Origin of the sequence: Serratia sp. Ser99, from assembly GCF_024519545.1 — a bacterium.
Classification (GTDB): Bacteria; Pseudomonadota; Gammaproteobacteria; order Enterobacterales; family Enterobacteriaceae; genus Serratia; species Serratia liquefaciens.
In genome coordinates, this window is the sequence record NZ_JALJRT010000015.1 from 1 (window position 1) to 13,183 (window position 13,183).

General features: G+C 56.6%; 6 protein-coding genes. 1 reads left to right on the top strand and 5 read right to left on the bottom strand.

Annotated elements, in window-relative coordinates; all coding sequences use genetic code 11:
• Nucleotides 1-181: 181 nt before the first annotated feature.
• Together NR114_RS22080 and amiC are read right to left on the bottom strand one after the other, a co-directional pair.
• Nucleotides 182-1,591 carry an MFS transporter gene (locus NR114_RS22080; protein WP_256814501.1) on the bottom strand — a complete coding sequence of 470 codons (1,410 nt, stop codon included), beginning with the start codon at nt 1,589-1,591 and terminating at the stop codon, nt 182-184.
• A gap of 311 nt (nt 1,592-1,902) precedes the next feature.
• Nucleotides 1,903-3,153 carry an N-acetylmuramoyl-L-alanine amidase AmiC gene (gene amiC, locus NR114_RS22085; RefSeq protein WP_046372763.1) on the bottom strand — a complete coding sequence of 417 codons (1,251 nt, stop codon included), beginning with the start codon at nt 3,151-3,153 and terminating at the stop codon, nt 1,903-1,905.
• A gap of 239 nt (nt 3,154-3,392) precedes the next feature.
• Between amiC and argA the strand changes: the two genes are divergently transcribed.
• Nucleotides 3,393-4,718, top strand: coding sequence for an amino-acid N-acetyltransferase (gene argA / locus NR114_RS22090; protein ID WP_041414902.1), 1,326 nt, complete (start codon nt 3,393-3,395; stop codon nt 4,716-4,718).
• A 43-nt stretch (nt 4,719-4,761) separates the two neighbouring features.
• Here the strand turns inward: argA and recD are convergent, their stop codons facing one another.
• Genes recD through ptrA form a run of 3 tightly spaced genes read right to left on the bottom strand, consistent with a single transcriptional unit; the run spans nt 4,762 to nt 13,045 of the window.
• A complete protein-coding gene (gene recD / locus NR114_RS22095; protein WP_046372762.1) occupies nt 4,762-6,612 on the bottom strand; it encodes an exodeoxyribonuclease V subunit alpha in 1,851 nt (616 codons plus the stop codon).
• On the bottom strand, nt 6,609-10,160 hold the full coding sequence (gene recB / locus NR114_RS22100) for an exodeoxyribonuclease V subunit beta (protein WP_256814502.1): 3,552 nt from the start codon (nt 10,158-10,160) through the stop codon (nt 6,609-6,611). The genes recD and recB overlap by 4 nt, the downstream gene beginning before the upstream one ends.
• Nucleotides 10,157-13,045 (bottom strand): pitrilysin, encoded by a 2,889-nt coding sequence (ptrA, locus tag NR114_RS22105; protein ID WP_234529339.1) that lies wholly within the window; start codon nt 13,043-13,045, stop codon nt 10,157-10,159. The genes recB and ptrA overlap by 4 nt, the downstream gene beginning before the upstream one ends.
• Nucleotides 13,046-13,183 lie beyond the last annotated feature (138 nt).

Genomic DNA, 13,183 nt, shown 5'->3' on the forward strand with positions numbered 1-13,183 from the left:
CTCGTCGGGCTCATAACCCGAAGGTCGTCGGTTCAAATCCGGCCTCCGCAACCAATCTTAATGACCACAGACAAGCACCTTAACGGGTGTTTTTTTGTATCTGAAATCCACCAATCCCGATTTTACTCCCGCGAACAACGCCCTCTCCCTGACGTCAATGAAATCAGGTTAGCACACCCGATCAATCATAATGACTTTCACGTTTTTGCAACCACATCCCCCCAATGGCTAACGCCGATACCACCGCCGGCACCGCCGCAAGCAGCAGCAGATCGGATGCCATCCAATGGCGGGCAATCAGTGCAGCCCCCAAGAGAGGCCCGAGCATCGAAGCGCCCCGTCCGATACCCAATCCCCAGCCTAAACCGGTTGAACGCAAAAATGTCGGGTAACCGCCGGCAGCCAGCGCATTTACCCCCGGCATGCCGCCGACGACGAAAACGCCCGTAACAAAGACCGAGCTGAACAGTATCAGCAGATTTTTCGGCTCAAAACCTATCGCGGCTATTGAAAGGGCCGCAATTGAAAAGCCGGTGATAAGCACGCTGTAAGCCCCGAATTTATCAATCAGGCGACCCAGCGCCAGGGTGCCTAAAAACCCGCCAAACTGCAATGCTCCCGTGGCCAAATTGGCGATTTCCAGCGACAGACCCGCGTCCTTGATCAGGGTTGGCAGCCAATTTGCCAAAAAATAGAGATCGATAAGATTCATAAAATTCACCAGCCAAAGCAGCAAGGTGAACGCAGCACGGTTATCTCGAAAGAGATCAACCACCGTGGCTTTGGCGCGCTGCATGCCAATGTGGCTGTTGGAAAGATCGACGCTCATGGCCTGCTGCTCCGGAAACACTTTTCGCAAGGTTGAACGAATTGCCGCTTCTCCCTTTCCGCATCTCAACATCCATTGTGCCGACTCCGGCAGGTAGGCCCACATAGAAATCGCCAGGATAATCGGCAAAAGCCCCCCGAGAATAAAAATAGCCTGCCAGCCAACGAGCGGGATCAGCAAAGCCGCGGTAACGCCACCCAGCCCACCGCCGATCGCAAAAAAACAGGTTATCGCGGTGATATAGGTCGCTCGCTGGCGTAAGGGGCTGTATTCGACAACCAATGCAATACAGTTGGGCATCACGCCGCCTAAGGCTATACCGGCAAGGAAACGGAACGCCATCAGTTGGTTAACATTCTGGGCGAAGGCAGAACACAGGGTGAATACGCCAAAAATGAGCGTGGCAGAAATGATGGACGGCCTACGCCCAATGCGATCGGCCAGCCAGCCCAGAGCAAAGGCACCGATGGCAATGCCGGCCAATCCGGCGCTAAACACCGGGCCCAGCACCGCGGTTTCCAGCGACCAGGCATCCCGAATGGCCGGTGCGGCATAACCCATAGCCTGGATATCGAAACCATCACACAGAAGACAAAGCGCGCACATAGTCAGCAACAGCACTTGGCCGCGACGCGTCCCCGTGCTGTCTACCATTTCCTGAATGCTCTGCATTCCTTCGTTTGCGGACATTGACACGGGATATCCTTTTTTATGCGAATAAAATATATTTTTTAATAGAATATATTTTTTATCCCCTGTCAATCTGCAACACGGATTTTGCGCGCTGGTGTCTCAGAGTGTGAGCGAGTCGACGAACCTGGATCTGGAGCCTTAGCAGATGAGGAATGGGGAGTCACTCTTATTGCAGCCAACCATTGGCTTGACGATTACCGGTGAAGGGGCAAAGAAATGGGTGCTGCCGATAGGATTCGCGACTTTTTCGTCGCCAGTTTCAGAGAAAATCAGAGATGAGCAGACTCGGCAAAACATTCGTCGTTGGGGCAAACTCCAGCTTGTTCAGGAATACAGTTATTGCGAAAGCGCAGCGGTCTGTAGATCCCCGCCGCCGCCCTCTAGCTGCGTGCAACCGCACCGCCGTTAGCAAAATACGCTTTGATACCTGCGAGAATAGACTCCGCCACCTGCTGCTGGAAATGGGTAGTACGCAGTTTGCGCTCTTCCTCTATGTTGCTGATAAACGCCGTTTCAACCAGGATAGAGGGGATATCCGGCGCCTTTAACACCGCAAAACCGGCCTGATCGACGCGATTCTTATGCAAACGGTTGATTTTGCCCATTCGGTTAAGCACTTCCTTGCCGAATTTCAGGCTGTCGTTGATGGTTGCGGTTTGTAGCAAATCAAACATGGTGTGATCCAAATAGCGATCGCCGCTTTTGCTGACACCGCCGATTTGGTCCGATTCGTTCTGGGTCTGCGCCAGGAACTTGGCCGCCGAGCTGGTGGCCCCCTTGGTCGACAGCGCAAATACCGACGAACCGCGCGCAGCACGGTTGGTGAAGGCATCCGCATGGATCGACACAAACAGATCGGCGCGCTGCTTACGTGCCTTAGCCACCCTCACCTTAAGCGGAATGAAGACGTCCTCATTGCGCGTCATAAACACCTTCATGTTCGGCTCACGCTTGATTAAGGTGCTCAGGCGGCGGGCAATCTGCAGTACGATATCTTTTTCACGCGTTTTGAATTTGCCAATCGCACCGGGATCCTCGCCGCCGTGGCCGGGATCCAGCATGATGACAATAGGCCGATCGCGCCCTGCTTTACCGGCCTGCGGTGCTTCCGCCGGTAAAGTGCGCTCAAGATCGCCCTTGTTGTAATCTTCCAGTAACGCCAACAGCGGATCATAGTCTTCGCCGCTGCCGCCCTTGCTCGGGTACAAATCCATCACCAGACGATTGCGGTATTCCGGCACCGGCGCCAATGTAAACATGTGGGGCGTGACGCTGCGTTTAAGCTCCAGCACCAGCCTGACGGTGTTTTGATCGAACTGGCCGACACGCGCCTGTTTCAGGTAAGGATCGTCGTCGCGTACCTGGCCGACAATGCCCTTAAGCACGCTGTTGAGCTGCACGCCCTCGATATCCACCACCACGCGATCGGGATTGGTCAACGCAAACTGTTTATATTTCAGTTCAACGTTAGATTCGAGCGTCACTCGGGTATAGGTAGACGAAGGCCAGACACGTACGGCGATGACGTGCGACGAAGCGGCGACGCCCACCCGACTCACACTCAGCAACCAGCTAGCGGCAACCCCCTGCAATAAACGACGGCGGCCCAGATTGTGATTTGAGTTTGGCATGCGACTCCGGCAGTGGTAACAGATTAAAACAGATGAAAAAAACACCAGTAAACGGGAATGCCGAAAACTTTAACCAATCATTCCGGCGCTGTCATCAGAAAATCTTTTTATGGTTTTTCAATTTATTAACGATTCAGCGCCCTTAGCAAAGAAATAGAGACAATTTCCCACTTGCCATCAGGCCAATAAAAGAATAAAAATACAAAAATACCGTATAAATATGCAAATGAGGTTTGGCCGTGAAGGAACGTAGTACAGAGCTGGTCCAAGGATTCCGTCACTCAGTTCCCTATATCAACGCCCACCGTGGCAAGACGTTTGTCGTCATGCTTGGCGGGGAAGCCATCGAACATGAGAACTTTTCCAACATCGTCAACGATATCGGGCTGCTGCATAGCCTGGGCATTCGTTTGGTGGTGGTCTATGGCGCACGGCCGCAAATCGACGTTAATTTGGCGCAGCATAATTACGAACCGATTTATCACAAACATACGCGCGTTACCGACGCCCACACCCTTGAGCTGGTTAAACAAGCAGCAGGCCTGTTGCAACTGGATATCACCGCCAGGCTGTCAATGAGCCTCAACAACACACCGCTGCAGGGTGCGCATATCAACGTGGTTAGCGGTAACTTTATCATTGCCCAACCGCTGGGTATCGATGACGGTGTGGATTACTGCCACAGCGGCCGTATCCGTCGTATTGATGAAGAAGCCATTCATCGTCAGCTCGACAGCAACGCCATTGTGCTAATCGGCCCGGTTGCCGTTTCGGTTACCGGCGAAAGCTTTAACCTGACGTCAGAGGAAGTGGCGACCCAGTTGGCCATCAAGCTGAAAGCCGAGAAGATGATCGGCTTCTGCTCGTCTCAAGGGGTCACCGATCAGGAAGGCAATATCATCTCCGAACTGTTTCCCAACGATGCGCAGAAACGCATCGAAGAACTGGAAGAGAGCGGTGATTACCATTCCGGCACCGTGCGCTTCCTGCGCGGCGCGGTAAAGGCCTGTCGCAGCGGCGTACGCCGCAGCCACCTTATCAGCTATCAGGAAGACGGTGCGTTGGTGCAGGAATTGTTCTCACGCGATGGTATCGGCACCCAAATCGTCATGGAGAGCGCGGAACAGGTGCGTCGGGCCACGATTAACGACATCGGCGGCATCCTCGAACTGATCCGTCCGCTTGAACAGCAAGGCATTTTGGTTCGCCGCTCACGTGAGCAGTTAGAAATGGAGATCGACAAGTTCACCATTATTGAACGCGATAACCTGACCATAGCCTGCGCGGCGCTGTATCCGTTCCCGGAAGAGAAAATCGGCGAGATGGCCTGCGTGGCGGTGCACCCGGATTACCGCAGCTCATCACGCGGTGAAATGTTGCTGCAGCGGGTGGAGAGTCAGGCGCGCCAGATGGGCCTGCGTAAACTGTTCGTGCTGACCACCCGCAGCATCCACTGGTTCCAGGAGCGCGGTTTCACCCCGGCGGAAGTTGACGTGCTGCCAATGCAAAAACAGGCGCTGTACAACTACCAACGCCGTTCCAAAATTCTGCTGGCCGATCTGTAATCCGTGGCGGGCGCAGCATATGAACTGCGCCCCAAGCTTTCTCTTAACCCGTTATCTGTAACCGCTCGGCCAACCCACTGCGGCGTTGGGTCGGGGTGCGGATCGCCCGTAGTAAAACGGCTTCGGTGGCATACAGCGAAAGCTGCTTCCTCGCCCGGGTAATCGCGGTATACACCAGTTCGCGGGTCAGCACCGGCAAGAAATGATTGGGCAGTACCAGTACCGTATGATCGAACTCCGAGCCCTGCGATTTATGCACCGTCATCGCATAGGCGGTTTCATGCGCCGGTAAACGGCTCGGCTGCACCGACTTAATGCTACCGTCCGGCAGTTGGAAATGAACGCGCAGCTCGCCGCTCTCATCTCGCAAAGCAATACCGATATCACCGTTGAACAACCCCAGCGCGCTGTCATTACGCCCAATCATCACCGGACGCCCCGGATACCAGCGCCCCGCAGTTCCTGGCTTACGCTGGATCAAACCGGCGCGTTGCAGTCCCGTTTCAATCCGCTCATTCAACCCGGCAATACCGAATGGCCCCTCTCGTAGCGCGCATAGCACCTGGAATTGGCCAAACGCAGCCAGTATCGTCACCGCGTCAGCACCTGTCGCCACCTGCTGCAGATAATCACGATAGCCCGCCACGCACGCATCCAAAAGTGCCTGATAGTCTTGCGTTTCCGCCAACGGGTGCCCCGTAACGTCACTGAAATTGCCGCCCAGCGCCCATGCTGCCTTCTTGCCATCCCCGGCATTTACCGCAAAGGCCAGTTGACCAATGCCCGAGTTGGCATCAAAGCGATAGCTCTTGCGCAGCAGGCACAGGCTGTCGCGCACGGCTGCCTCCGCCTCGGCACTTTGCCCCTGCAGCAGACAACCCGTCAGCCGCGAGAGCTGTTCTGCCCGTGCCACGCTATAACCTTGCTCGGCAAAGCGGCAGATATCGCCCAGCACCGCGCCAGCCTCAACCGAAGCCAGCTGATCGCGATCGCCCAGGAAAATCACCCGCGCCTGAGCAGGCAAAGCGGCAATCAGGCGCGCCATCATCGGCAGGTCAACCATCGAGGCTTCATCGACCACCAGTACATCCAGATGCAGCGGGTTGCCACGGTGATAACGCATACGCTGGCTGTTGGGCTGAGCGCCTAGCAGACGGTGAAGAGTGGAGGCTTCGGTTGGGAACAGCGCACGTTGCTCCGGCGTTAGCGCCAGTTGCCTGCCGGCGCTGCCTAAGGATTCGGTCAAGCGCGCCGCCGCTTTACCGGTGGGTGCCGCTAACTGAATGCGCAAACGTCGGCCTTCGGCAAGCTGCACCAACGCGGCCAACAGCTTGGCCACGGTGGTCGTTTTACCGGTGCCCGGTCCGCCGGAAATGACGGCAATGCGCCGCGTGGCGGCCACCGCGGCGGCAATTTTCTGCCAGTCCGGTTCGTCGGTCGCTTCGCCAAATAATTGATCGAGAATGGTGCGTAGCTCGGCTTCTTCAACCGCCTGATGGAGGCTGTCACCGCTGATAAAATCGGCAACCTCACCTTCGTTCTGCCACATGCGCTGCAGGTACAAACGCTGCTGTTGCAACACCATCGGCATCGCCGTGCTGCCATCGCCAACCGCCGCACTGGCGGACAGGCGCTGCTGCCAGTCGGTCAGATCGGGCTGCCCGGCCGCCAACCACACAGCCTGCGCCAGCTCTGGCTGACGTCCGTCAAAAAGATTCTCCGGCAACAACTGTTCCAGCATCAGGCAAACATGGCCGGCACCCGCCTCGGCGCTGAGGCAAGCGGCAGCCAATAAAATATCCGGCTGGTCCGCTGTGGCCACCACGCGGGCAAACTGTAAATCCAGCGGGCGCAGCACGCCGAGTGCCTGCGCCTGTTCCAGTAAAGCTATCATGGCTCATCCTCTGCCGTAATGGCCTCGCCGCTGAACAACCTGTCCATACCCTCGACTAACGCTTGCTCTGGCCGACAGGCGAAGATGCCGTTGCCTGGATGCTGCGCATCCACCCCGCGCAGGAACAAATAAATCACCCCGCCGAAGTGCCGTTGATAGTCGTAGTCCACCAGCCGATGGCGCAGATAACGGTGCAGCGCCAGGGTATATAACTGATACTGCAGATCGTAACGGTGTTCTGCCATCGCCTGCTCCATCGCCGGCCGGGTATAGGCACTGCTGTCCTCACCCAACCAGTTGGATTTGTAATCCAGCAGGTAGTACTTCCCCTGCCAGCAGAACACCAGGTCAATAAACCCTTTCAACATTCCCTGCACCTGTTGGAAATCCAGTGCCGGGCAGCGAGCAGAAAGCGGATCGTAGTTTTTCACCAGGGCATCCAGCTCACGGGCCTGCAACAGCCTGTCGATAGGCAGGTAAAACTGCAGTTCCGCCTGCTTTTGCTGCGGCGCCAATGCCGACAGCACGACACCGGTATCATTGAGCGGAGTGTTGAGCAACACCTGCATCCACGCCAGCAGTATCGGTTGCCAATGTTCGGCAAAGCCTTGTTGTTGCAGTTGCTCCAGCAGCCACTGTTCATCGAGCGGTTGGGTAAAATCGAGCGTTTCAAACAGGCTGTGCAAGAAAGTCCCTGGCGTAGCACCGCGAGGGAAAGTGTGCGGTGTGAGCGCTGGCTCACTGTCCTGAGCTTGCTCGCCTGCGGCATCAACATCCAGCCGCGGCAATAAATCCTGCATCAGGCCCACGCCGTGCTGTTGCAAGCCGGTATAGCTGGTCACTCGCCAAAAATCCTGCACCTGACGTGAAAAACCTTTGGCGGCCAGTTCGCTCAATTCCGGCGTTTGCGGCAACCAGGGCTGTTCATCCAGCGTGTCGACCAGCGACAGCGCAACGCCTTCCCTGACAAGCTGTTGCAGGCATTGCTGCAGATAGGCCGCATCGCCGGCCTGGCCGGCTTGCACCAGATAGCCCAGCGCACTGCGGTGTAAATCTGTATCCCCCTGCTTCTTGCGGGTGCCTTGGATCAGCGGCGCAATACCGATGCTGCAGTGATACACCGAACGGGTCAACGCCACGTACAACAGGCGTAAATCCTCCGCCAGTCGCTCCTCCTCCGCCCATTCGATACTTTCTTCATCGGCGTTGAGGTCAAGCAAAGCCTGGAAGCTCTGGCGATCGTGATACAGCACCTGCTGCTGTTGGCGGAAATTACCGACGAACGGCAGCCACACCAGATCAAACTCCAGCCCTTTGGATTTATGGATGGTGATCACCTGCACCAGATGGCGATCGCTTTCCAGACGTAGCTGTTGGTTGTCAGACTGACGATTGGGTTGGGCAATCTGCTGCGCCAGCCAACGTACCAGCGCATGCTCGCTGTCGAGCTGGGCTGAGGCTTCCTGCAACAGTTCCCCCAAATGCATCACGTCGGTCAATCGGCGCTCGCCACCCTGCGTGGCCAACAGGTTTTCTGCCAGATGGCGCTGCTTCATCACCTCGCGCAACATCGGCAATACTCCCCGACGCAGCCAGAGGGAGCGATAGCCGTCAAACTCGTCGACCAGCCTATCCCAGGCGCGCTCATCCTGATTCAAACTGTCCAGCACCAATGCGTCCAATCCCATCAGCCCGGTCGCCATAGCGCTGCGCAAGGTTCGCTCCTGCTCCGGTGCCAGCACGGCCTGCAGCAACCACAGCAAATCCTTGGCCTCTGGCGTATCAAACACGCTGTCGCGGTTGGACAAATAAACCGAAGGAATGGCCAGCGCACTGAGCGCATCGCGAACTAACGCCGCCTCGTTACGGCTACGCACCAGCACGGTAATGTCTGAAGCCTGCACCGCCCGGCGTTTATCGCCATCCACCAGCCAAGCCTGCTGCTGTTGCCCGGCGCTGAGCCAGTCACGGATTTGCGCGGCACACAGGCGTGCCATCAATTGTTGGTACTCACTAACGCCAACACCTTCTCCCTGCTGCAGCCAGAATTGCATTGCCGGTTGCGGTTGGTTTTGCAGTTCAAAAGCCAAGCCCCGGTTTTTTGCGGCAGCGGCCACGTCAATAAAGGGAATTTGGCTGAACAGGAAGGGTTTTTCCACCTGAGCAAACAGATGGTTAACGCTGCCGACCATTGCCGGTGACGAGCGCCAGTTGGTCTCAAGCGTATAGTGGGCGCTTACCTCTGAGCGGGCTCGCATATAGGTAAAGATGTCGGCACCGCGGAAGGCATAAATCGCCTGTTTCGGGTCGCCTATCAGTAGCAGGCCGCATTCGGGGCGGCCAACGTAAAGCTTTTGGAAGATGCGGTATTGCTGCGGATCGGTATCCTGGAATTCATCGATCATCGCCACCGGATAACGCTGACGGATCGCCTGCGCTAACCGATCGCCACCTTCACTGTGCAGTGCGCTATCCAAACGGCTGAGCAAATCGTCAAAGCCCAACTCGGCTCGTTGACGCTTTTCTTGCTGAATAGAAAGGCGAATCTCGCTCAATGCCCGCGCCATGATCAAATCTCGCAGCGTCAGCGGTTCATCAAAAAGTTCGTCGATAGCCACAAACAGCGGATGACGTGGCGGCTCGCCTTTTTTGGTTTTATCCAACAGCACCGACTGACGGAATTTCTCCAGCTCTTTCGGCAGCTGATAGTCCTGCGTTTCCAGCACCGTCCATTCGCCCACCTTATGCAGCCAGTTGGGCAGATGCTTGCTGCTGTAGCTGCGCTTGTCCACGCCGGACTGGCTGATTGAGGCCTCCAGATCGCCTGCTGCCGACACCCACTGCGCTTTAATGGCGTCAATACGCGCCACGATTTGCTCATGGCGCATCAGCACCGTTTCGTCATCTTTCGGCGGTCGTCGCAACAGCGGCGCTTCGCCATGCAAATAACCGGAGAGATCGGCCAGCAGGGCTTCCGGGCCGCTCCATTCCTGACTTACCGCCCGGGCCACGCCCAGCGGCAACGGGTAACAATGGCGACGCCAAAAATCCGCACAGGCCTGGCGACGCAGCGGCAACTCATCCTGCACCAGAGTTTGCTCAAACAGAATGCCGGACTCGAAGGCGTTGTGGGTCAGCATACGCTGACAGAAACCGTGGATGGTGTATATCGCAGCTTCGTCCATCTGCCGCTCGGCCGCCAACAGCTGCGTAGCGGCGTCGGGCAGATCTTTAATCTCCGCCATCAGCGAGGTAAATAACGGATCCTTGCTACGGCCACGGACACAGGCAATACGCAACCCATGGATATTGCTGCGAATACGCCCACGCAACTCCTCGGTGGCGGCCTCGGTAAAGGTCACCACCAGGATCTCCTCTACCGTCAGCGGCCGGGGAAACGCTGCCGCCTGGCCCAGGCCAAGCAGCAGGCGCAGATACAGCGCCCCGATGGTAAAGGTCTTGCCGGTCCCCGCCGAGGCTTCTATCAGCCGTTCGCCAAACAGCGGCAACGTTAGCGGATCAAGCCGCTGCGGGGTAGTCTCTGTCATGGTGTAGCGACCTTACGCGGCAGAGTTTGCTGCAGTGCGGACGCATTAGGATAAGTCACCCACTCCGGCTGCACTGCATAATCCGCCTTCTCCTGGCCGCTGCCGCTCACCTGCGACAATACCGCCAGACCCTGCGGCTGGATCACCGCCTGATGGAAATAGTCCGCCAATTTGACCGGCGTCAGTTGCTTGATCTGTTCAATCAGCTTATGGCGGGTGTCAAACGCAAAATTGCCGCGATCGAAGTCATTGGCAAAACGGCCAGCCTCTTCACTCAGGGTTTGCGGGCGCTGTTTCAACTCGTTGATCATCGCCTGCTTATACTGTTCAAAGTCGGCCGGTTTCATCTCACGCAGGCGTTTTTCGGTTTTCGGGTAGAAATCCTGATAGCGCTGGTACAGATATGCCGGCTGCTTGCTGTTGCTTTGCAACAGGAAACCAATCCCCCACTGCCGCCCCACGGACATCGGGAAAGCAAATACCGCATAGCCCAATTGCTCCTGGGTACGCAGCTGACTGTAGAACCACGGCTGAATAATCTGGCCCAACAGCGAGCTGTAGGCCATGCCGGTCACTTCGTCATAGCCGGTCGGCACATAGACCGCTGCCAGCGCCGAGTCGGTGCTGCTGCCGGCACGCTGCAGGTTGGCTAGCTGCTTTTTAGCCACTTCAACGTCTTCGCCGTGCCACCATTCAATACCGGTGCACCCCAGACGGTGTTTCAACGTGGAGGCCAGCGTATCCACCTGTTGCTTGCTCATATTGCCCACCACCAGCAACTCCGGTGTTGCATCGGCCAGCAGACTGTCGCGGTAGGCCAGCACGTCTTTCAGCGTCAGGGTTTTCAACACCTCACGGCGCTCGCTGCGTTCGGAGTACGGCACGCGGGAAACCATCTGCACCGGCTGAATCGCCAGTTCGAAGGCTTTGCCCTTTTCGGCAGAATCCAGTTGCTCCAAATACCAGGATTTGGCCTGCGCCAGTTGGTCTTCCGTCGGCGTGAAGCTGGAGTATCCCTCAATCAACGACGTCAGCAACTGCGGCAGACGCTGAGTGAAGCCGTTGGCGTTGAATTGCAGACCGTTGTTCGGTGAAGTAGAGAAACTCAAGCCGCCAACCGAGGCCTGATAGCTCAGCTGATCCAGCGAAATTCCCGCCAGATAGTCGGTCAACGAGAACAGCACCTGGTTGCGCGCCGAGTCCATGGTTTTTGCATTGCGGAACGCCACTGTAACGTCGGCTTTAGGCTCGTCGGCGAAGTAGCGGCTCGGCATATACAATACGCGCAGGCCCGGTTGGTCGACCACCATCTCCGGTTTTTTGAACTCGTGCGAAGGCTTGGTCAGGCTGAAATCATCAGGTATATACGGGTTCAAGGCCGGCAACGACAGGCTGATCCCCTTGCCCAATTGCTGCCACTGCTCGAAGCGCTGCGGCGTAATCTTATCGACCTGATATGGCGCATTAACGAAGTAGGCCGTTTTGTTATGCGGTTCATTCGGGCTGACAAACCAGATGCGTGCGTTTTGCGGCGTCATGGCGTCCAGACGCTCGGCAATCGCTTTGGCATCATAGCGGTCGGCCAGGTAAGGCGCATCCAGCGTATGTTCGACCGGCACGCGCAGCATGGTATCCACCAGCCATTCGATATAATCCATATCACGGGTGATCGAGGGATAACGGAAATCCAGGTTCAGTACGTGGGAGATCTCATCAAAATAGCTTTGCTTGATGCCTTCGCTGCGTAACATCTTCAGGTAATTGAAAATTGCGGCAACCACCTCGTCACGTTTGGCCAGGCCTTTATCGGTCAGCGAAACGCTGATAGAAAACACCCCGCCGTTGCGATCGACCATAGGATCGGCCCCGGCATTGATTGCATCCGCCAACCCTTGCTTCTGCAGCCAGTCCGACAGCGTGTTTTGGCTGCGGTTGCCAATCAGGTAAGCGATATAAGTATCAGTTTTACTGCGGAACTCAGCGCTGTTGTTGTCGATGCGGAACTCGACCTTCAACTGCTTGCGCGGCTGGGCCGGCACATAGTGAATAATGATCCCCTGTTGCTCAGACGTGACGGCCGGGACGGTTATCGGCGGTACGCTGGCATCATGGTTAGGTACGCGGCCAAAGGTTTTGGCCGCCAGTTCAGCCAATGCCGGCAAGGGTTGATTGCTATACAACACCCCCATCATCAGATTGGCGGAATAATAGCGTTGATAGAATGCGGTCAGCTCGTCGTGCAGCTTGCTGCCGGGCTTGTCTTTCAGGGTATCGAGGTTACCGCCGGAAAAACGCGCACTCGGGTGAGCCGGGTTTAGCGTTTCCGCCCCGACCTGCGCCATGCGCATACCGTCACGCGAACGTGCCATCGTCAGTTCGGCATTCACTGCATTACGTTCGCGATCGGCATTGCCTGGATCCAATATCGGCTCGGCAATGGCATCCGCCATGCGGTCTACCGCCGGGGCCAGCGCATCGTTTTCCACTTCCAGATAGAATGCGGTGCGGTAAGAGGCGGTGCTGGCGTTATGGCTGCCACCGTGTTTCTTCAGAAACTCGGACAGGTTTTCCGGCTGCGGATAGCGCTTGGATCCCATCAGCACCATGTGCTCCAGGTAGTGCGCCAGCCCAAGCTGGCTGTTCGGATCCTCCAGCGAGCCCACCGGCAACGCCAGCGCCGCCAGCGATTTTGGTGCCTGAGCATCGGACACCAGCAGCACGGTCATGCCGTTCGTCAGTTTGATCGCCTGATACTGACGCGGATCGTGATCGCTTTTGTTGATCTTCTCCGCCAGCGGTTGCCATCCCTGTGCGGCCAAGCTCAACGGTGCCCAAAACATAACCAATAATACTAACCCGGTGATGCGGGCCAACTGTCTGCGCATATCCAAAATAAACCCCTATTCTGACGCCATCGCGCCAAATCCCTGACGTTGACGGCGCACATCAAAACAACACAATAATATCTATATGCTTGTACGTTATGTAAGACCGGAGCTGACCCCGATAGTTGAATATAACCC